Origin of the sequence: Psychromonas ossibalaenae ATCC BAA-1528, assembly GCF_000381745.1 — a bacterium.
GTDB lineage: Bacteria > Pseudomonadota > Gammaproteobacteria > Enterobacterales > Psychromonadaceae > Psychromonas > Psychromonas ossibalaenae.
The window spans coordinates 23920-47151 of record NZ_KB906980.1; the positions used below are offsets into that span (position 1 = coordinate 23920).

The 23232-nt window shown below is 43.5% G+C and carries 14 protein-coding genes; all 14 read right to left on the reverse strand.

From position 1 onward, the window contains the following. Positions 1-48 precede the first annotated feature (48 nt). The 14 genes from pdhR to G327_RS0108875 all read right to left on the reverse strand — a co-directional run bounded on the left by pdhR (position 49) and on the right by G327_RS0108875 (position 22551). Positions 49-798 (reverse strand): pyruvate dehydrogenase complex transcriptional repressor PdhR, encoded by a 750-nt coding sequence (gene pdhR / locus G327_RS0108805; RefSeq protein ID WP_019614399.1) that lies wholly within the window; start codon positions 796-798, stop codon positions 49-51. 379 nt (positions 799-1177) lie between these two features. Further along, positions 1178-3391 carry a two-component system response regulator gene (locus tag G327_RS24295; RefSeq protein ID WP_083938471.1) on the reverse strand — a complete coding sequence of 738 codons (2214 nt, stop codon included), beginning with the start codon at positions 3389-3391 and terminating at the stop codon, positions 1178-1180. Positions 3392-3408: 17 nt separating this feature from the next. Next, positions 3409-5799 (reverse strand): ATP-binding protein, encoded by a 2391-nt coding sequence (locus G327_RS24300; RefSeq protein ID WP_019614401.1) that lies wholly within the window; start codon positions 5797-5799, stop codon positions 3409-3411. Positions 5800-5804: 5 nt separating this feature from the next. Continuing rightward, entirely contained in the window at positions 5805-6362 is a 558-nt protein-coding gene (locus G327_RS26000) for a YfiR family protein (protein WP_019614402.1), read from the reverse strand. A gap of 19 nt (positions 6363-6381) precedes the next feature. Continuing rightward, positions 6382-8397 carry a TonB-dependent receptor plug domain-containing protein gene (locus tag G327_RS0108825; protein WP_019614403.1) on the reverse strand — a complete coding sequence of 672 codons (2016 nt, stop codon included), beginning with the start codon at positions 8395-8397 and terminating at the stop codon, positions 6382-6384. Between the two features lie 422 nt (positions 8398-8819). Continuing rightward, positions 8820-10232: a phosphoglucomutase/phosphomannomutase family protein gene (locus G327_RS0108835; protein WP_019614405.1), complete on the reverse strand. Its 1413-nt coding sequence runs from the start codon at positions 10230-10232 to the stop codon at positions 8820-8822. A 64-nt stretch (positions 10233-10296) separates the two neighbouring features. Beyond that, positions 10297-12702, reverse strand: a complete 2406-nt coding sequence (locus tag G327_RS0108840; protein ID WP_019614406.1) for a glycoside hydrolase family 94 protein — start codon at positions 12700-12702, stop codon at positions 10297-10299. A gap of 68 nt (positions 12703-12770) precedes the next feature. Continuing rightward, on the reverse strand, positions 12771-14684 hold the full coding sequence (locus G327_RS0108845; RefSeq protein WP_019614407.1) for a beta-N-acetylhexosaminidase: 1914 nt from the start codon (positions 14682-14684) through the stop codon (positions 12771-12773). Between the two features lie 36 nt (positions 14685-14720). After that, positions 14721-16430: a glycoside hydrolase family 9 protein gene (locus G327_RS0108850; protein WP_019614408.1), complete on the reverse strand. Its 1710-nt coding sequence runs from the start codon at positions 16428-16430 to the stop codon at positions 14721-14723. A gap of 161 nt (positions 16431-16591) precedes the next feature. Next, entirely contained in the window at positions 16592-17584 is a 993-nt protein-coding gene (locus G327_RS0108855) for an ABC transporter ATP-binding protein (protein WP_019614409.1), read from the reverse strand. 33 nt (positions 17585-17617) lie between these two features. Further along, positions 17618-18634 carry an ABC transporter ATP-binding protein gene (locus G327_RS0108860; RefSeq protein ID WP_019614410.1) on the reverse strand — a complete coding sequence of 339 codons (1017 nt, stop codon included), beginning with the start codon at positions 18632-18634 and terminating at the stop codon, positions 17618-17620. Then, entirely contained in the window at positions 18634-19674 is a 1041-nt protein-coding gene (locus G327_RS0108865) for an ABC transporter permease (protein WP_019614411.1), read from the reverse strand. Before G327_RS0108865 ends, G327_RS0108860 begins: the two co-directional genes overlap by 1 nt. 5 nt (positions 19675-19679) lie before the next feature. Continuing rightward, entirely contained in the window at positions 19680-20663 is a 984-nt protein-coding gene (locus G327_RS0108870) for an ABC transporter permease (protein WP_019614412.1), read from the reverse strand. Positions 20664-20868: 205 nt separating this feature from the next. Continuing rightward, entirely contained in the window at positions 20869-22551 is a 1683-nt protein-coding gene (locus G327_RS0108875) for an ABC transporter substrate-binding protein (RefSeq protein WP_019614413.1), read from the reverse strand. Positions 22552-23232: the final 681 nt, after the last annotated feature.

Consider the following 23232-nt stretch of genomic DNA (forward strand, 5'->3'; position numbering starts at 1 on the left):
GCAATAAGTAATCTAAATAGCTACACATTGCGGTTATTTTTTTAAAAGCTAAAAGCGTCCTAACTCGCGCTTAAACAAACTCTCTTCACGTAACATAACCAGACGTGTTTCTTCGATATAAATTAAATGTTTTGCCGACGCTTCCTGCGCTTTTTTCGGCTGTTTAGAAAGAATTGCATCCAGCAACTGTACACGGTGCTGATGAATTTTTTTAGCCACTTCAGGATAAGAATAAAGCTGCTTAACGTTATCGGAAATATTCTTTTCCAGTAACGGTTTAATACCACGCGCTAAATGTAGAAATACTACATTATGCGACGCTTCGATTACGGACAGATAAAACAATGCAACATTCTGTATTTCAAGTTCTAAATCATCAGCCTGCTGCGCTTTTTCAATGGCTTCAAAACTATTTTTTATAGCGCAGAAATCTTCTGCGGTGCCGCGCAGCGCTGCGTAATACGCCGAGACACCTTCCAGAGCATGACGAAATTCAAGCAGGTCATATTGAGATTCTGGGTGTGTATTTAATAATTCAAATAGCGGATCGGTTAACTGTTCGCGCAGTTCCTCTTTAACATAAGTACCGCCGCCTTGACGACGTGTAAGTAACCCCTTTGACTCTAACCGCTGAATAGCTTCCCGCAGAGAAGGACGGGACACATCAAACTGTTTAGCCAGCTCCCGCTCCGGAGGCAGTTTTTCACCTAACTCTAAAGTGCCTTCTAAAATCATGCTTTCAAGACGGTTTTCGATCACATCTGCAAGTTTAGGTTGTTTGATTTTTGCGTAAGACATGATGCCCTTAATAAACAGAAATTCAATTGTAGAACAAATGGTATTACCAATTTACTTTTAAGCATGAAAATTAACAATTATTTCCACCACTGTCCAGTGCTTATTGATCTACATCAACAAAAAGATATACTACAGATTTTAATCGGCGTCATTTTATACTTAAATATTCAAAAGGTATGACCAATTTTAAAATAATGTTAATAAAATGTGACTAGGCCGGGGTTTTTGAGGATGTAAAAAGCAAAGGTAATTACATAAACACAGATGGGGTAAAAACAATGTAGTTAAGCAGCAAACAGCAAAAGGAATGATAATCAACTTATACGAGTGCCGTCCTTTTACTGTACAGAGCACGCAGTCCCTGCTTAGGAACTTTGGTTTATTTTCCTATCGCTTCGGATATGATGCTTTTTTCTCCGCTCTCTCCCAGCCCCTTCGGAGAGGGGTTAACAGATATACTTCTATCTAGCCGGGCTTCGCCTTGTGTGCTTTCAGTATCAACACAAGACTTTAACCATTTACACTTATCAGATTCAAGCAGCGCTTCTATCTGATCTACCGGAACAGGTTTTGAATAAAAATATCCCTGAATCAGATCACAACCGTAACCGTGTAGACAGGCAAGCTGCTGTGCATTTTCTACTCCTTCAGCTACAACTTCTAACCCGAGGTTTTTTGCCAGACTAAGAATAGATTTAACGATGGCAACATCCTGCTCATCATCTGGAATATGATCAACAAATGACTTATCAATTTTTAATGTAGAAATAGGAAGATTTTTCAACTGTGATAAAGAGGAATATCCCGTGCCGAAATCATCAATTGACATTTTAATACCCAGTTCAGATAATTTTCTTAGTGTTTCCTGACAGTCACCGTCCCGTTTTTTCGGCACAAGGTGGTCTTCGGTGATCTCGATTTCAAGAAGCGACGCACTAACCCCCTCTTTCTCAAGGACGCTGCACACATAATCGGTGAACTGATCACTGTACAGCTGACGACCAGATACATTAACCGCAATCGTCAGCTCTGCACACAGGGTTTTCTGCCAGCTGCGCAGCTGACTGACCGCCTGCTGAATCACCCATCTGCCTAACGGAATAAGCAGGCCGGTTTCTTCTGCAACCGGAATAAACTCACTGGGCAGTATTACCGGCTTATCACCTCTATCCCAGCGGATCAAAGCCTCAACACCGACAATATGACCGCTGCCGGGTTCTACTTTAGGTTGATACAAAAGATAAAAATCATTATTTTCTAATGCCTTGCGCAAGCCGTTTTCTAATGACCAACGTCTGATGGTACTTTCGGTAAGATCTGCTGAATAAAAAGAAAAGTGATGCAGCTCGGCACGTTTCGCCTGATACATCGCCATATCAGCATTGCGAAGCAGCTCCTCGCCGCTGGAGGCGTTATCTGGATAAAGGCTGATACCGATACTGGCCTCGACATAGAGCATTTTATTATTGAGATAAAAAGGCTGTTCAAACAAAGCAACAATACGTTGAATAAAATGCAGCGCTTCCTGCACATTTTCAACTGCATCAAGAATAATGGCAAACTCATCGCCGCCAAGCCGGGCCACCATATCGTAATTGCGAATTTCACGGCGAAACCTGGCGGCAACCTCACGCAGCAGGCAGTCACCAATTTCATGTCCTAATGAATCATTAATATTCTTAAAACGGTCCAGATCAATAAATAACAATGCGACTTTACGATCACGTCGTTTAGCCCGCTCCATCGCCCGTTCCAGCTGCTGATGAAACAAAATTCGATTAGGCAGATCAGTGAGGGCGTCATGGTGGGCAATATGGACCAGGCGATGCTGCGACCTCTTGAGTTCAGTCACATCTTGTATTACCCCGGAAAGAACGGGGCTGGCACTATTGCGGCTTTCCAGCCGCCGTCCCTGCAGCTGCACATATAATAAACTCTGATTAGCAAGCTTTAACCTTATATCAAGACTGAACGCCTTCCCGTTAGATAATGCCTTAATAAATATATTTCTTGCAAATAATCGATCCGCCGGATGTATCAAAGCAATCAGGTAATCAAGACCATGACCAAACAAGGTGCCGGGTAAAGAACACATTTCAGCTATCTGCCGGGACAAAAGCAGACATCCATCAGTTCCATCCAGCTCCCAGTGCCCCAGCCGGGCAATATGCTGAGCATGCTCCAGGCGCTTTTCACTTTTCTTTAAAGATTCCAGATAATAACTGGCACGCAGAATATAACGGATATGATGTTCAATTAACGACCAGTTAATCGGTTTGACAATAAAATCCGTCGCACCTAGCTGATAAGCTTTATCAATTGAGGCCGTATCATCTGATCCGGTAATCATAACTACAGGTACATCTTTCCCCTGAAGCGACTCTCTAATCCGTCTGCACACCTCGAATCCGTTTAATTCCGGTAACTGCACATCTAAAAGCACTATATCCGGTGACTGTTCATAAAACAGGGACAGTCCCTGGGAGCCGTTTTCCGCTTCGATAATATTATAAAGACTTTCTGATAATGACTGGCGAATCAGCAGCCGGGTCATTTCATCATCATCCACCACCAAGATCGACTTTCTATTCATAGGACCTCAACATTATATTATGTTTCACGAAAATAACGTTTTACTGCACAGGATTCCTTTTCAATCTCGCTAATCAGTTCAGGTATCACAGACAACATTTCCTTAATAGCGGCTTTTTCTAGCTGGCAGCATAAATTCGACAGCTGATGAGCCCCGACATTAGCACTGCTCGATTTCAAAGTATGGGCTAATAAGCGCAGGCTTGCGACCTGTTGAGGCTTTTCAGCCAGCTCCTTTAAACTTTTTTCCAGTGTTTCTAAAAATAGAGCTGTAACTTTAGCCGTTAAGGCCTGCCCCGCTTCCGAACTCAGCACTGCAATATCATGCAGAGCTTTAGGATCCACACATAGACCTGAATGTGAAACTTCGTTGTCAATTTTTTCCAGCGCAGCTAAGCTCTCTCGCTGAGCAGATTCTGCTGTCTTATTTGATGTTAACGCCTTTGATGCACTCAACCACGGTCTTAAGACTTCAAAAAGTTCAGCAACCGAAAAAGGCTTGCTCAGATAACCATCCATCCCAGCCCGCAGACAGCACTCCCTGTCGCCGTCCATAGCATTGGCTGTTAATGCTATAATCGGAAGTTTAGAAAAAGGTACTCCGTTTAAGTTCATTTCCCGTATTTTTCCGGTAGCTTCCAGTCCGTCCATCTGCGGCATGTGCATATCCATCAGAATAAGGTCATAGCTCTGATGCAGAACCGCTTTAACAGCCGCCAGCCCGTTATCTGCCAGATCAACCTGCAGGCCTAAGGCCTGCAGCATAACGACCGCGACCTCCTGATTGACTTTATTATCTTCCGCCAGCAGTAAACGATAAGGCTGTTCAAAATGAAAATCACCTATAGGCCCATAACTATTGACTTCCGCAGTCTGGCGCATAGATAATTCGTAAGGAAGTGCTGAAGCAGTGTCCACTACAGGCAGCAGCGGCAATGTAAAAGCAAAACAACTGCCTTTAGCAACTTCTGACTTTACGTTTAATTCTCCGTCCATCATCTCAACCAGCTGACGGCTGATCGCTAAACCTAACCCCGTGCCGCCATATTTCCTGGTAGTTGAACTGTCTGCTTGAGAAAAAGAGCTGAAAATATATTCTATTTTATTCTCTTTAATACCTATTCCAGTGTCTTCAACTTCAAAGTGCAGCCTTCCAGTTTCCAACTCAGCAACACGCAGTATTACCTGTCCGTGATCGGTAAATTTAATGGCGTTGCTGATCAGATTACTAAGTACCTGCCTTAGCCTTATCTGATCGCCTAGATAGGTACAATGAAAATCATCAGGCATAAAAAATGTCAGCTGTATGCCTTTTCGAGATGCGCCCTCTGTATACAAAACAAGCACTCTTTCAATAAGCTCCCGCAGATTAAACTCAACCGATTCCAACTCCATTTTTCCCGCTTCAATTTTCGAAAAGTCTAAAATATCGTTGATAATATCGAGCAGAGATTTTCCAGACTGATAAACAATTTCAGTAAAACGCTTTTGCCGCGGATCAAGCGGACTGTCAAGCAGCAGCTCAGTCATACCCAGCACACCGTTCATCGGCGTACGAATCTCATGACTCATGGTCGCTAAAAATTCACTTTTGGCTTTACTGGCAGCTTCGGCATTTTCTTTGGCTAGTAATAACTCATGAGTCCGCAGTGTTACTTTCTGCTCTAAAGTATCACGGTGTTCAGCCAGGACTCTGTCTCGAGTTTCAACCTGCTCTAACATCATATTAAAACCGCTGATCAGTGCTCCGATTTCATCATTACGCTGACCAGGAATGCGGATATGATAATTTCTCTGTGCAGAAACCTGCTCCATCACCTGAGTCATCTGCAGTAAAGGTAGAGAAATAAGGCGCTGCATACGGGTAGCAAGTATAAAAGCCAGTAAGGTGCCAAGCATAATAATAAAAGGGGCAAAAAATGCCTGGCGCCATAAACGGGCCAGAAGCTGACTCAAATCGTTAATAAGAATGACATGTCCGAGAATTTTATCCTCTAAACGAACCGCCTCAATATGATAGATAACATCATCAGGTCCGCTGCTTTGCAGGCTTTTTAAATTCATCTGCAGTAGTTTTTTATTTATATCAGGATCAAAAGAAGTCTTGATATATTCAGCCAGCAGCTGGTTATCGTTGTCATAAATCCTAGCCAGTACAATTTCTGGTTTTGCCTCAAGGCTAGCCAGACTTTCTTCAGCAGCTTCTTTATCCTGAAAAGTTAGAGAAGCAGTACTCTGTGAAGCCATTAATCTGGCCAGTGCTTTGAGTTGATTTTCAGCATCCGTATAGCTGTAGTGGTACTGCATGACTGCAATTAATATCACGATAATTACAGCAACCAGCGTACCGGATAACAATCCGATTGAAGTTAGCTGACTGCGTAATGAAAAACGGTTGAGTCTGATCATTAACATTACCTCGGTTTATCAACTAAGATCGCGATTTTAAGCAGTTTAGAACTTAATTTAAGCTCCGTCTGCGAGAGTCGGCGCATATTCACTTCAAAACGCAGACGCTGATCTTTTTCAACTAAATTTATTAATCCCCCGTGACGTAAGAAACGTCCGTCGTCACTGATAGTTAACACCGCATTGCGGTTAATTAATGAAATAATATAACGATACCTAAGATGCTCAGATGGTTCGATATACAAGGCATTGCATTGACTAAAGTCAGCCTCATTGAGTGGTTGATACAAAACAATAGAATGACCAGTAATCTTTTTATTATGCAGAGTCTGTAACTCATTAGAGACCCGCCCTGAGCCATAAACACAAAACTGAAAGGAGCTTTCAGGAGTCTTCCAAGTCGATACTGGCCAGCGGGTAAATTTGGCCAGGTTGTACATATATGCAACCTTTAACGATTCTAAGGTGTGCACAGCCGGAACAGACGCTGAACTCACTTTAGCGGTCGTTATTAGCAAGCAGAAAAAAATAAGCGGTAAACGCCAGGCACCAACTCTGAGCATTAATATCCCCTAAGATAAATCACCACGTCAATACACCTTGAACAAAGACGCTTCGCTCAATCATTGACGGTGAAGCCCAAGGATCTGCTATCGTCTCCTGCTTTGCAGAGTCCAGCAAGTTACGACCGGTAAGGGATAATTCAAATGATGATAGCGGGTGCCAAGCAAGGCGCAGGTCGCCATCAATATAGCTGTTGACAGTACTATCCGGCCAGGAGCGTGTGCCTGTATAATAAAGGCGTAGATCCAGATCTAGACTGCGATTCAAATCAAAACTTCCCCATAATGAGGCTTGCTGTTCAGGTGTTCTACTGGCCACCGTGGAGGTTGGATCAGCACTAGATCCATTGTCCTGTAAATGAATATCTATCATGCTGTACACCAGGCGATAACGACTGCTGGAGGTGGCCTGCCATGTGGTTAATAGTTCAAGCCCCTGACTGTATACTTGAATATTATTAGCGATATCCATCGGAAGCAGTAGAAATGTTTCACCATTGATAACCTCTGTAGACGCACTACCCGGCTCATAACTGCGCACATCTGAATAGTCATTATAAAAAGCAGCCAGATCCACTGCAAAAGCAGCCCGAGGCTGCCAGCGGATGCCGAATTCATAAGCATCTAACTGCTCAGACTGAAAATCTTCGCTGCCCGCAACCTGCATCATAGTCGGCAGCGGGTTATTCGGGTCCAGTGCAAAAGAAGGGGCTGAAGCAATATTAACGATGAACTCACTTTCTCCACGAGAAGGAGTACGCATTGCACGTGAAACAGCTCCCCATACAGTAAACTGTTCATCCGGTACCCAGCTCAAGCGGATATTAGGCTGCAGCTCGGTACCGCTATAGCTGCTTCTTTCCAATTTAGTACCTAAGGTCAGAGAAAGCTTCTGCTCAGGAAATCGAATTGTATCCTGAATAAAGGCGCTCCATATATCACTGTGATCCACAGGATCTTCAATAGAAATTAACAGTGAAGAAGTCGCATCACTACGACTCCAGCGATAACCAGCTCCCCAGACCAGTTCATGCTCCTTAAAAGGAACAAGCTGATGCTGCAGCTCAAAATTAACAGTATCGCGACGTTCATTATATTTAAGATCAATGTGATCATAAAAGTCATAATTAAACTTTACATTGAGCTCTGAATCCAGTCCCTGCAACTGCCGCCAACTAAGACCTAAGTTACCGCCTTTTGCCTCAACATCACCATTAGCAATATTATTCGCATAAGGAGGATCAAATCCGGGGACTGTATGCTGCTGCCTTAAATCATTACGGTAAAGATCTCCCTGGAAACTCAACAGTTGATCATCTTTATGCTGCACATCAAGACGCATACCTGTCTGTAGGTAGTCACCACCGTTATCCTGATCCGTTTCAGACAGATCCAGTGACTCATCCAGGCTGCGTCCTTTAGCATAAACACGCATTTGTGCATTGTCAGAAGGTTCGAATCCCTGCCGTATTTCAGCCATTCCTCGTAATTCATTACCGGCAGCAAGTGACAAATATCCGCCCTGAGTATCCACGGCTTCTTTAGTAATAATATTGATAACACCATTAACCGCATTCATGCCCCACAGGGTAGCCCCTGGGCCGCGGATAACCTCAATACGGTCAATATCAGCCATCAGATAATCAAGATACTCCCAGTAAACACCGGAATAGGTCGGGGTATAGACACTACGCCCGTCAACCAGTACTAATAATTTATTAGCCAGACGACCGTTAAAACCACGAATGCTGACAGCCCATTTATTAGGATCTATCTGCGCAACATCAACCCCGGGTACTAGCCTTAATGCTTCAGGAATAGAGGTCGCGCCGGAACGGCGGATCTCATTTTCAGTCACCACATAAACAGCGGCGGCCGCCTCGGAGAGCTTTTCACTTTTTTTACTAACGGAGGTGATCTCAATCTGCATTAATTCATCAAAATCAAGTTCCGCCAGATCATTTGTTTCATTTTCAGCCTGCACCAGGCAAGAGAACAAACTAAGCAGTACAGTTAGATAGTTGATATTTTTCATCTATATCAAATCCTTTTGCTATGGAATCTTATGTGCTGATATTAACCTCAGGGCTGTTAACTAACTGCAGTCGGCATGTATTTATTTCACCGGCTTGAAGAGAATGAATGATAAGCAGTGAGTTATTAGAAACCGCTGCAGAATATGAAGATATTAAAAGCCCAAACGTATCAACTCATGATCAAGTCATAGTATTTAAAGTAGCAGCTGCAGGTGCTTTTTAGTAGCAAAAAATTGAAATAAACTGGATACTTAACTAAAAATTCACTTTTTTTATCTGTATAACACAGTGAAAACATAAACAAAAAAACATATACATTTATAATTTTGTGGCACACAAAGATAACCAAACCTCAACTTAGTAATTAAGCTGAGGTTTGGCTGTGCTGTACTCTCAATTATTGCCCTCTACGGGGCAATAATTAAAGTGCTAAGAAAGACTTCACCTGATTAACAATGCCTTCCGCAATCGTCTGGCTTTCCATTTCCGAGAAGATGCGTAATAACGGCTCAGTCCCGGAAAAACGGGCAATCACCCAGCCGCCGTTTTTAAAGTAAACTTTAAGACCGTCCGCATAACTGACTCTTTCAATGTCGTATTGAAATTCAGGCAGCTGCTTTTCAACATAAACTTTATTGTAAATAACCTCTTTTTGCTCTGCTTTAAAAGTACAGTCACCTTCTGCAGTGTAAGAGTAACCGTAGATATCATAGATCTCTTCAAGCAGCTCAGATATTTTTTTCCCCGTTACCGCAATCATTTCCACTAACAGACTGGCGGCAAAAACACTGTCTTTACCTTTGATATGACCACGAATTGTAAGACCGCCGGAGCTCTCGCCGCCGATTAATGAATCATCTGCTTCCATTTGTGAGCTGATATGCTTAAAACCAACAGGTACTTCAAAGGATTTCTGACCGTGATCAGCCGCTATCTTATCCAGAATATGGGTGGTAGCGATATTACGTACCACCGAGCCGCTTTGTTTTTTGTATTTGATCAGGTAGTAATAAAGCAGGATTAATACTTCATTAGGATGAACAAAGTTACCCTTCTCATCAATAATACCGATCCTGTCCGCATCACCGTCCGTGCCGACACCAATATCATAACCTTTCGCTACCACAAGATGCTTAAGCTGATATAACGTAGCGGCACTTGGTGACGGCATCAGCCCACCAAAGGCCGGGTTTTCGCCGTCATTGATAACATCAACATCACAGCGCCCGGTGATTAATACCGTCTGCAGTGCATTTTTAGCCACACCAAACATGGGATCGATTAAAACCCGTAAATTAGCCTGTTTAATCGCTTCCACATCAAGCAGATCCAGTACCGAATCAACAAACTCATTCATCGGATTTATAACAACAATTTGACCATCTTCTACTGCTTTTTCAAAATCCAGCGCTTGAATATCAGCAGAGTTTATTGCCTCAATTTGTGTCTCAATTTTTTCCGTAATGATTTCATCTGCATCACGTCCGCCTTCGATAAACACCTTAATACCGTTGTAGTCTGACGGATTATGCGATGCAGTAATACATGCGGAATAAATTGTGCCCATTGCTTTAGCTTTGTGCATAACAATCGGAGTCGGCACGAACTTATCAATAAAACTTACTTTAATACCGTTACCCGCCAGCACTTCCGCAAACCATTTTGAGGCCTTATCGGAAAGAAAACGACGGTCATAACCAATCACAAAACCTTTGTTAACAACATCTTCAATCATCATAATATTTGCCAGCGACTGTGCTACTAAACAAACATTTGCTTTGGTGAATTCATCACCAATAATTGAGCGCCAGCCGCCTGTACCGAACTTAACCATAACTATCTCCATCTATTTTCTATAAGCTGAATATTAAAAAAGAGGCCGAAGCCCCTTTATTGAATCAGCCCATTACCACGATAACTTCGTTAACACTTCCTGTATCCTGTACCGGAACGGCACCATGGATCATATTGCCGTTCAAAGTGATTGATTTAACACCTTTGCTGACATTATTTGGATTTTCAATTTTGATATTAAACAAAGCACCGCGCCACTCACGTGTTACTGCAAATCCCGGCCAGTCAGTCGGGATACAAGGATCCACAATCAGACCATCAAAACCTAAACGTACACCTAGAATAAAGTTAGTGACCGCAAAGTATGCCCAGCCGGATGTCCCCGTTAACCACGGGTGATTAGCACGCCCGTGATCCTGATGATCACGCCCCATAATAAACTGCACATATGAATAGGGTTCTGCAATACGTGTCTCAATCATGTCATTCTGGTTGTAAGGGTTAAGTGCATCGTAGAACTTCATCGCCTGATCGCCGCGACCTAATTTAGCTTCTGCTACCCAGGCCCACGGGTTAGGGTGCGAGAAGATCGCGCCGTTTTCTTTTACGCCCTGATATACACGGGTAACAAAACCAATATCATCATTAGGTGTTGAGAATGACGGAGAGTTAAGGTGTAAACCAAACTCAGAATAGAGGTGTTCATCAACCGAGTTCATCGCAGTTTCACCACGTTCTTGTGATACCGCACCAGATAATACCGCCAGTGTATTTGACTCAAGATGAATACGGCCTTCGGTCTGCTGTGCGGTACCGATTTTTTCACCATTTTTAGTTAAACCACGGATATACCAGCCGCCCTCTTCATCCCAAAGGTGTTTTTCACAGGCGGCGCGAACGCCCTCAGCCATTGCCGTATATTTTTCAATGTCTGCAACTTTGTCACGATATTTAGCCAGATCGAGAAACTCCTGCAGTGCCCAGTAATGCAGGAAAGACACCATAGATGACTCGCCGCCGCCTAAATTCAGACAGTCATTCCAGTCAGCCCGCAGACCTTTACAGATCCCCGTTTGGCCGACATATTCAGCAGAGAAATCAAGAGCAGCTTTCATATGATCGTAAACAGTTGCATCGCCGCCGTTGGCATAAGGGATCACTTCGTCAAAGAAACTCTCTTCACCGGTTTCCATGACATATTTACAAATCGTCGGTACGATCCACAGATGGTCATCGCTGCAGGTATCATCGATACCGTGAATTTTGTCATCATCAGAAGGTGTTGGTACAACAGTTGGTGATTTAGACGGCACAACATCCGCTTTTTCCGGATCAAACCAGTCCGGATCAAACAGATGTAAACCATAACCTTCTTTAACCTGCCCACGGAGCAGGTCAACAATACGTTTACGGGTCATTGCAGGATTTGAATGCGGTACTGAAATCGCATCCTGAGCAGTATCACGATAACCAAGACCAGTTCGCCCGCCGACTTCAATAAATGATGCAAAGCGCGACCAGACAACACAGGTTTCTGCCTGGTACAAGGTCCAGGTATTGATCATGGCATCAAGACCGGCGTTTGGCGATTTAACCTGGAATTTACTGCAGCGGCTTTCCCAGTGATCTTTAATCTCCTGAAAAGCGCTATCAACATTGCTTAGGTCCTGATATTTGGTGCGTAATTTAGCCCCGTTACCTTTGCCGATACCTAAAATGTAAACAAAGCGCACCTCTTCACCCGGCTGGATCACAAACTGCTTATGCAGAGAACCACAATGATTATTACAGGTTTGTGCAGAGTTAGAACATCTGCCTTTTTCAACCGCGATCGGATTTGCTTCATCCCGGTAAGCACCTAAAAATGCATCACGCTGACCGTCGTATGAATCAGGTTCAAAAGAAGAAGCCAGATAATAATAACCATCAAGTTCATTGGTGTTGTAATAAAGATCGTATTCAATCACCCCGTTCTGGTATAAGGTGCCCGCAGAGTATAAAGACATCTGGTGATTCTGGTTATCTGACTGAATATGGCTGAATGAAAACTCAACAAACGAAAAGGCAGAAATAGTACGTGCTTTATCGCCGTCATTTTTTATTACCACATCCCAGATCTCAGCATCTTCGCCTTTTGGTACAAACAGGGTTTTCGTTGCAGTAATACCGTTATAAACACATTTAAATTTTGAGTAAGACAGACCGTGACGTACTTCGTAATCCGCTTCATCTAAACTTTTCGCTACCGGCTGCCATGAGATAGACCAGTAGTCCCCCGTCTGATCATCACGTAAGTAAACATAATGTCCGGGACGATCAAATGACGCATTCGGGCGGAATTTAGTCACACGGTTGTATTCAGGTGAATTATAAAAAGAGTAACCACCAGCATTCTGCGAAATTACGGTGCAGAACTTTTCTGTACCTAAGTAGTTAGTCCATGGCGCCGGTGCATCCGGGCGTGTGATAACGTATTCTCTGTTGTCATTATCAAAAAAACCGTATTTCATTTTGCTTCCTTACTCTGTAGTAGAATTAGTTGTAAATAATTATTCTGATTTAAATATTAAATCTGCTGTTAAAATTCTCTGAAATTAATACCCTGCGCGGTTAACAAGCGACGATGTCCCTGCAGTCGGCTTTGAAAGTTCTGCCAGTTACGATTTTTCGGCTGTGACCAGCAGACTTCAGCATTCGCTAGAAGGCGCGGAAAAAGCATATGGTCAATCCGATCCTGATTAAGCACCACCTCACTCCATAGTGCACACTGCACCCCTAATATGCGTGACCTTAACGGGTCATCCTGGTCCAGTAGTTTCAGAGGTTGATAGCTATAAGCCTGCTCTAAAGGCAGAGTACCGGCCCAGTCAACACCCAGCTCCTGCGGCGCATAATCCTGAACCAGATCGAAATAGGTATAGCGGCTTGGCTGCATCACCACATCAAAACCGTTCTGTATACATTCCAACCCAGCCTGCTCACCTATCCAGGAGTAAACAACCGTCTCTTTACTGACCTTGTCACCCTGTTTAACTTCTTCCCAGCCAAGCATTCTTCTGCCGCGTTTATGCAGTCTGTTTTCCACATACCGAAGCAGATGCCCCTGCAGCTCTTTTGTTTCCGTATACCCGTGCTCAGCCATTAATAAACGGCATTTTTCACTTCTGCTCCAGACTCCTTCTGGCACTTCATCTGCACCGATATGTATATAAGGTGAAGGAAACAGAGCACAAACTTCATCGATTACTTTATCGATGAACTGATAGGTACCCGGCAGTGCAGGAGACAGCACGTTATCCGTATAAGCCTGAATGCTTAAATAGTCCGACTTGTCTTGTTGATCCGCCAGTAGATACGGCAGTGATTTAATGGCAGCGCGGCTGTGCCCGGGAATATCTATTTCAGGGATCACTGTAATGGCAAACTGTTCGGCATAGCTGATCACCTCGCGGATTTCCTGCTTCGTGTAATAACCACCGTATTTTTCAGTTAAATGTGAAAACTGCGGCTCTAACTCAGTGCCCGGCCCCCGCCATGCACCAATCTCTGTTAATTCAGGAAATGCATTTATCTCAATCCGCCAGCCCTCATCATCAGTCAGGTGCCAGTGAAAATAATTGTATTTGTATAAGGCTAACTGCTTAATCAGACGCTTAACCGTAGCGATAGAATGAAAATGGCGGGCACAATCGAGCATCAGACCACGATACTGATAACGAGGCTGATCATTAATTTTCAGACAGGGTAATAAAATCACATTGTCCAGCCGCTCTGCCCCGCTAATTAACTGTATTAAAGTAGCGCAGGCATGCACAAAACCCTGCTGCGAATTTGCTTTGATCAGCACACTGTTTGGATTAACAGAAAGCGAATAAGCACAAACCGGCATCTGTTCATCCAATACTAAAGAGACAGTGCCGCCGACACTTCTTCCCAGTGTAAAACCCGATGCTTGTGTAATTTCTGCACTCAGCCAGTCGCTGGCGGCCATGGCCGGTTCATACTGAGAATTAATCTGTGTATCTGCCGATAACTCAAAAACACCTAAGAGACTGACCTGCGAAGCTGGCTGTGGAATAACTGCGCCGGCAGCAGCTTTAGCAGTAATTTTGTTCACTGTTTTCTGCACCGGCAGTTTTAAACTAACCGGATTAATAGATACCACTGTCGTTTTCTGGTAATTATCCGAAGCATCACAAATGAATGCTTCTCTGATACCGCATTCATAATTACTAAACGGCGCAGATTTTATTTTAAATTCAACAGTGTAACTACTGTTAGCAGCAATAATTTCAGCTGCAGGCGGTGTTAACCTGCTGAAGGTTCCGACCTGTTTTACTGCACCTTTACTCAGTGACTCAGGAAAAATATAACGCGCAAAATCCATAGTCAGCAGCCAGTCAGAAAGCGCTGCATCCGTTCGATTATGCAGGGTTAAAGACAGGCGCATCTCTTGTGCATCGAGAACTGCGAGATCTATTTTAAAATTCATCTCTTACTCCTTCTCTAATTAAGGCAAAATACTTCATCAGACCTCCTGCTGATCTGCATACTGCGCAGTCACAGCCAGCAGATACCAGCCGGCATGCGGGATCCACTGTTCACCCCAGCGCCAGTTCTGAAGCATGTCTCTGCCATGTACAGGCGGGTTAAAAGCGATATCATTTTCATTTTCAAAACCGCCGGTAATGCCGTTACAAACGCCGCCTTTGGCATTAAAAAAACCTAATTCCGGCAGGTAATCCGGATTGTTAAAACCCGCCCCATCCAGCATGCACATATCGTATGGATTTAATCCCAGGATCCAGTTCAGCGATCCCTGCGCAAACTTGTCTAGTTGAGCAGTAATCTCTGCATCATTAACCCAGGGTTTAGCAAAATAAGCCATGCAGGCTAATGAAGCTAAACGCGCATTTTCCCCCTGCCACCAGTAACCGCTCTCGTTATCATGAGCAATAAAGAAAGCACTGCGTTTTTCACCATTAACAGATTTAACGTACTGACGCGGATAAGAAAACGGATTAAAAACTTCACTGCTGATAGACAGCTCAAAATTCAGTGCATTAATTAATATCTGCTGATACAGCTCTCTCTGCTGCAGATCTGTTTCAATCTCCAGATACTGACAAAGTGCAATAACCGGCAGGCCGGCTTCCGCGCCGTGAAAATAGGGACGTGAACCGTCGGCATTAGCAGACCAGAAATGGTTGTGACTGGCATCGCTTTGCTGACGCCTGCTTAACTGTGCCGCCCAGTAACGTGCTTCCTGCAGGTATTTATCCAGCTCTGTTGTGCTGAAAAGCTCTACCGCTGCGATTAATGCACAATATTCATCAATAATATTTTCAACGGCGTCATCACAGTAATTGCAGTTATAGGTTTTCAGGTGCCAGTAAGCTGTTTCAGCACAGTTCAGATACTGCTGTGCATCATACTCTCCACCTTCAGGGCTTCGTGATGCTCGGGCAAGGGCGGCAATTGCCATGCCGGCTCCCTGACGAAAAGCAGCCTGATAATCATCCGTTTTATTACCGCTTTGTTTTTCGTAGGCACAGATATCGCGCTGCTTTGGATCTTTGCTCCATTTATCAAAAACCGTCAGGTAAAAATAGCCCTCTTCACTGAACATGCGAAGCAGAAAATCGGCTCCAAATACAGCTTCCTCCTGCAGGCGAATTTTTGAATGGGTCGCAAAGTCCGGGCTGTCTTGTAATAAATCTAAACCTTTAAACATATTCCATACGATCATCGGGATCTGCTGCGGATTCATATAATTGGCATAGGAAAGGTGGCTGAAATATTTACTCATATCCCCCGATGCGTCATACCAGCCTCCGTGTACATCAACTTTTTTATCACTTCCCAAAACAGGTGCCTGCTTATCGTGCTGATCAAAAGTACCAGTGCAGCGCTGTGATTTGAAATAATGTAAAACATCAGAAAAACTGCTGTGCATTAAAATATTTTCAGCAATCAGGAAAGTATGTGATGTACTGTCACCGCAGCGAAGAAAATATGAACCTGACAACTGAAAATCAGAAAAATCAACGAGATAAAAGTATCTATGGCTCCATTGGTCAACTGAACCGGAGGATAAAATCGGCAGGTGTTTAATCACTTCTCCATTTTCTGCGGATACTAATTTTACTGCGGGTAATTCTAAAAACGTTTCAGTCTGCAGGACGGCCTGCTTAGCCCCAAAACGCTCGTAACCTATATGATTGCTAAGCAGCTCCACTTAACCTCCAGATGTCCGTTAAGATAACAAGGTTGCTTTTCAAAGCGCTTAATTATCTGATCTACTATAAAAAAGAATCCCCGAGCCGTACGGCCCGGGGAAGACCACTTTAGAACGATGTTCCGCGATTCAAAGGAGAGTTGAATCGCAGGCATTTACCATTACTCGTGTAAATGACAACGGACAAAGTGGTTTTCAGCAAGCTGCTTAGCCGCCGGCATCTCGTCTTTACAACGAGGTACAGCATGTAAACAACGGCCGGCAAAAGGACAGCCAACTGAATCAGGTGTCCACAAAGGGATCTCTCCCTTGTTGCCTGCCAGTTTGGTATGAATCGATTTGCCCGGATCGGGTACAGCAGAAACCAACAGCTGTGTATAGGGGTGCTGCGGATCATGAATGATCTGATCGGTATCTCCCCACTCAACCATATGACCAACATACATTACCGCGAGATCTTCAGCGATATAACGTGCAGTGGCAATATCATGAGTGATGTACAGCAGTGACATTTCACGATCAAATTTCATTTCCTGCATCAGGTTAAGTACCCCTGCGCGGATAGAAACATCTAGCATCGAGGTCGGCTCATCGGCAAGTACTACTTCAGCCCCCACCGCAATATTACGCGCTAAGTTAACCCGCTGACGCTGACCGCCGGAAAGCTGATGCGGAAACTTAGCAGCAGTTTCTTTAGCCGGAATAAGGCCAACCTGCTCAAGAAGTTCGTAGACGCGCTCTTCCAGCTCTTTTTTATTACCCTTGCTGACCTTGTTATGAATCTTCAAAGGACGGGCAATATGGTGGAAGATATTATGGGTCGGATTTAAAGAACCAAACGGGTCCTGCCAGACCATCTGCACACCTTCCCGGTAGGTCATCAGCTCCTTACGATGTGTAATGGTCTGAATATCACGCCCTTTATATAAAATCTTGCCGGCTGTCGGGGCATACATTTTAGCTATCATTTTAGCAATGGTAGATTTACCGGAACCGGATTCACCTACAACAGCCATACCGCGGCTTTTGTACATTTTAAAAGAGACATCATTAGATGCGCGCATCAGCGGCTGTTTTAATGCATTACTGCTGACCTTGAAGTCTTTGACGATATTCTGCCCTTCAACCAGAAGTTCACCGTACTTATTACTCATAACTATTTCCTTAAATAATCTAATCTGAAGGTCCTAAACCGCGACAGCCTCAGTTTCAACAATCGCAATCGGCTGGCCGCCGACAGCAAGATGACAATTAGAGAGATGCCCTGCCTGGACATCACGCAGCTGCGTCGCTTTCCTGCGGCAGATATCAGTGACACGTTCACAACGCGCCTGAAAACGACAGCCCTGCGGCAGATCCAGCAGATTAAGCGGATTTCCCGGAATACCTTTTAGTTCAGCTTTAGGTCCGGTTAATGACGGGAAAGAACTTCCTAAACCATGTGTATAGGGATGGTAAGGGCTTTCTAAAATGTCTTTAGCGGCGGCAACTTCAATTAACTCACCTGAGTACATGATGCCGATACGGTCTGAAAACTCGACCATTAGCGACAGATCATGGGTAATGAATAAAATAGAGAAACCAAACTCTTCTTTTAAGGCATAGATTTTTTGTAATATTTCACGCTGTACCACCACATCAAGCGCGGTAGTCGGCTCATCCATAATGATTAATTTAGGATTAAGCGCTAAGGCAATAGCAATCACTAAACGCTGACGCATACCGCCGGAGAACTGGTGCGGATAGTCTGATAAACGATTAGGGTGAATATCAACAATCTGCAGCAGCTGCTCTGCACGTTTTACTGCTTCATATTTGTTTTTATCGGTGTGACGCATAATCACATCGGTAAACTGATCAACAATCGGGATAACCGGATTCAAAGCGTTCATCGCACTTTGAAATACCATGGACATTTCACTCCAGCGAAAGATGCCCATTTCACCATCGCTGTACTTCATGATGTCTTTTGCACCGTTACCATCATCAAAGAGAACTTCACCGCCGCTGATATAAGCCGGCGGCTTATGCAGGCGCATTAATGAAAAAGCAACCGTTGATTTACCGCAGCCAGACTCACCAGCAAGGCCGAATACTTCACCTTTGCCGATATCAAAACTAACATTGTTTACCGCACGTACATCACCATCAGCAGTGATGTAGTCAACACATAAATTACGGATAGATATTTGAGGTGTAGTCATTATTTTTCTCCGCCCGCTAAGTCTTTTACACCAGCAAAGCTTGGAACAGCTGTATGCGGGGTACGTGATTCTTTATCTTTTTTAGCCATTTTTTCCCAGCGTTTCATGCCCTTATTAGAGCGCAACTGCGGATTGGCAATTTCATCAACGGCAAAGTTAAGCATGGAAAGACCGATTGCCAGCGTTGACAGTGCTAAACACGGCGCTAATAACTCCCACCAGGCGCCGATCAGAATCGCCGATGAAGTCTGCACGTTATAGAGCATAATGCCCCAGCTGATTGTGCCCGGGTCACCAAGACCTAAGAATGAGATAGTTGCTTCAGTCACGATTGCGTAGCTGACCGAACCGATAAAACTTGCTCCGACAATTGAGATCAGGTTTGGCAGAATCTCAATAAAGATAATACGTATACGCGACTCTCCTAATACCTCAGCGGCTTTTACAAACTCTTTTTCTCTTAATGACATGGTCTGTGCGCGTATTACCCGCGCCCCCCATGCCCAGGAGGTCATACCGATTATCAGTGCAATGGTTAACGGCCCCGCCTCCCCGATAAAGGCGGCTAATACAAACAGCAGCGGATACTGAGGAATAACCAGCATGATGTTCATCGCCGCACTTAATATGTCGTCGACACGACCGCCGAAGTAACCTGCTGATATACCGACCACTGTTGCTAAGAAACAAACAACGATACCTGCGCCGAAACCAACCGCCAGAGATACACGTGCGCCGTAGGCAACCTGCGCCCAGACATCACGCCCCATGCGGGTTGTACCTAAAACATGATCTGCTTTTTTAGACATCAGCATTTTTCGCTTATCATCAGCTAAGTTCTGCGCCACCCAGCCGTCTGGAGAAGCTTGTGCCATTTTCACAATAGCCCCTGGGTATTCATGCGGTTTACCAGTACGTTTATCTGGTACATGCCCGGTAATTAACGGTGCAAATACCGCCATAAAGATAAATATAAACAGGATGCTGCAGCCGAATAATGCTTTCGGATTATTTGACAGTAATTTAATCAAACCTTTCATAATTCTTAAGCTCCCTTACGAAGGCGAGGATCCAGCACAACATAAAGCATGTCGGCTAATAAATTGAAGAACAGCATAAACAGTGTCATTACCAGTAACTGCCCCTGCAGTACCTGATAGTCACGCGCATTGATTGCATTCAATAAAACTGTCCCAAGGCCGGGGTAATTGAAAATAATTTCCACAATCATCTGACCACCGATAGCCATACCCAGCGCCATAGACAGCGCAGTGACACTCGGCAGCATAGCGTTACGCGCCGCATAGTTAAATACCACACGGTTTTCACTCAGCCCCTTGCCTTTAGCCATAGTGATGTAATCTTCAGCTAACAAGTTGATCATATTATTACGCATGTTGATAAGGAAACCGCCGACCTGCACAATCGAAGCTGCAATTAACGGCAATACTGCGTGGTAAGCGACATCTTTTAGAAATGTCCAGCTTGTCCAGTCAGGAGTGAGTCCCGGCGTGTAGGCATTACCGGTAGGGAACCAACCTAAACCGATAGCAAAAGTAAACATCAGAATCATCGCAATAACCACTTGCGGTACAGACTGAACAGCCAACATGCCGGGGGAAAAAATCGTATCGAACTTACTGCCGCGGCGCCAGGCGGCAAAAATGCCGAGTACAGAGCCTAAAGTAAATGATAATAATACTGCACTACCGGCGAGGAACAGAGACCAGCCGAATGCGTTACCCAGTACAGAGTTTACCGATAACGGGTAGAACTGCACTGAAGTGCCTAACTCCCAGCTAAGAACACTTTTGATGTAGATAAAAAACTGCTCATAAAGAGGACCGTCAACAAAGCCTAATAACTCTTTCATGGCAGCGATACGCTCAGGTGTTACTTGAGTAGTTGCGTTTGCAAACATCATGGTTACCGGATCGCCCGGCATTGCCCGTGGAATAATAAAGTTCAAGGTTGCTGCAAAGAGCAACGCAATAAAGTAAAACGATAAACGTCTTAAGAAAAATCCCATAACTTACACCTTAATAATCCATTACTTGTCCGCGTAAGCGGAATGGAAAAATCATCATGGTAAAACAGTCACCACAATAAAAAATTGCGAGGAAAAAAGGCGCACAATAGATGCGCCAAAACTTACTTCTATAGAACTGTTAACTTATATTTAACAAATAACGGTTTAATTAAAAAAGGCACACAATGTGTGCCTTTGGTTAACGTTATTTAATCGGTTTTAAGTCTAATACCTGTAGAACACGCTCAGGAATACCTGCATAGATGCCTGGACGGCCTTTCGCATTGTCTGCATTCCACCAGCCGCTGAAGCGACTTGTGTTGTATTGGAAGCTGTTTAAGCCGGACATAACTGGAATGGTTACCTGATCAGCAGCAATGATTGCCTGAATCTGGTTTGCCATCTTGATCTGTTCAGCTTTATCAGCCGTTTTGTAGAAGCTTGCTAATAAAGCGTCAACTTTAGCGTTTTTCCAATGGTGCATAGCAAAACGCGGCGCAGTTGCTGTCTGGTACTTAGACGCGTACGCGCTGTCCCAGTATTTGTGCGGGTCACTACCGTGGAAGTAGTTAGTGTAAGCTACATCATAAGTCGCATCCTGCATCGCTTTGTTGTATACCGCAAAATCAGGCGTACGTGCTTTAGCTTTAATACCTACTTCTTCTAAGTTTTCAACAGCAAGCTGTACCGTGTTGTTAAAATCAGTCCAGCCGTTTGGAGACTGAATAATCAGCTCAAATGATTTACCAGACGGAGTTTCTACATAACCATCGTCATTTAAATCTTTAAAGCCGGCTTTCGTTAATAAGGCTTTAGCGCCGTCAACATTGTAGGTATTGAATTTTTTGTATTTATTATGAACAGCTTCGTCAGACCATGCTTCAAACGCATAACCTAAACCAGAAGCAAAATCATTCACCACACCGTTACCGTAGAATGCGATATCAATAATAGTTTCGCGATCTATCGCCATTGAGAATGCACGACGGAAATCAACATTCGTCAGTGCTTCATTTTTAGCAGCATCAGGGTTTTTGAAGTTAACAACAAATGCCTGAGTACCTGCCGGCGTTAACCAGTATTTATGATTTGGATTTTTAGATGCGTATGTTTTGTCGATATCTGGAATGAATGAAGCAGACCAGTCCAGCTCAGAATTGATAACCTTGCCTAATAACTGATCGTTGTTTGCAATTTGCGGCATACGGATACAGTCAACATCTAGATTATCTGCATCCCAGTATGTTGCAGAAGTACACTGAGTGTATAAAGTAGGAGTAAACACATCCACTTCAGTAAACGGACCAGTACCTACAGGGTTTTCATTGGTAAATGTATCCGGCTTGTCAACTTTGCTCCATACGTGCTGTGCTACAACTGGTACACGAACTATTTCGTAAGGTGCGTTAGAGTTTGCTTCAGCTAAAGTGAACTCAACTTTGTATTCATTTATTTTCTTAACCGAAGTAACAACTTTATTAACACCGGTCTGGTCTAGAGAGGTTGTGTTTTTCACTAAATCGAATGTGAACACAACATCATCTGCAGTGAATTTTTCACCGTCAGACCACTTAACACCTTTACGGATATCAAAGGTTACTGATTTTAGGTCTTTAGCCATTTCAAAACCAGTGGCTAAACGGAACTCAGGTTTGTTAGCGTGCATCTCATTAAAGATAACCAGCGGCTCGTATACAAAACCGAGTGTTGTACGTAAAGCAGTACCCAGGAACGGATTAAAGTTACGGATACTTGTAGGGTATAGGTGAGAAACAATTGTTAATTCGCTTTTATCTGAAGCTTGAGCAATTTGCGGTGTAATCAAACCCGCAGCAGCTGCTGAAAGAACAAGTGCAGTTATTTTCGTTTTTTTAAAATTGGCAAACATTTGTATTCCTTACTCTATATTTTTCAATAATATTTATACGTACAAACATTTTTCAATAAGTTTTATGTCTCATCCTGAGTGCCTAGCAGCTCATTCTTGAGTCTCGTATTCACTCTTATCTGAGTGCTAACCTATTGAAAAATTCCATTCAAACCATGGCCACTTAAACTCTGAAACATTCTCATGTCCGGCTTTCGCTGCTAAGAAAACTACAGCAGTTCAAAAGAGTCAATTCCTCTCTCCGTTAAATACGTCAAAAGCCTTTAAAACTCCGTTAAAAACGTTATTTTCAACGTTTTTATGCTTGTTTTATAAACATATTTATCTGCTGTAGATCACCTTTATTTACAACACAAAGAAAGATTACGTTAGCGCCCACTTACAACGACACATAAGCAACACTTAAGAAAAGAGCATAAAAAAACGATAGCACTTTGATTTGTTACAGTTCATGATTTTTTCTTCCTGCATTTTGCCGATTCGTTGTGACTTCTCTCGCATTTTACTTAACAATTCTATTTAAAAGACTAAAGTGATAAGAAATAATGCCGCTTTGTGATAACTTTAACTAGAATATTTTGCCTAGCAAATTAAGGTTGTTCTCTTAAATTGATGTTACATATTTGATGTATTTATTACGGCTGAGAAAATAGGTTTAATTAAAAAAATTATCGCTTAACA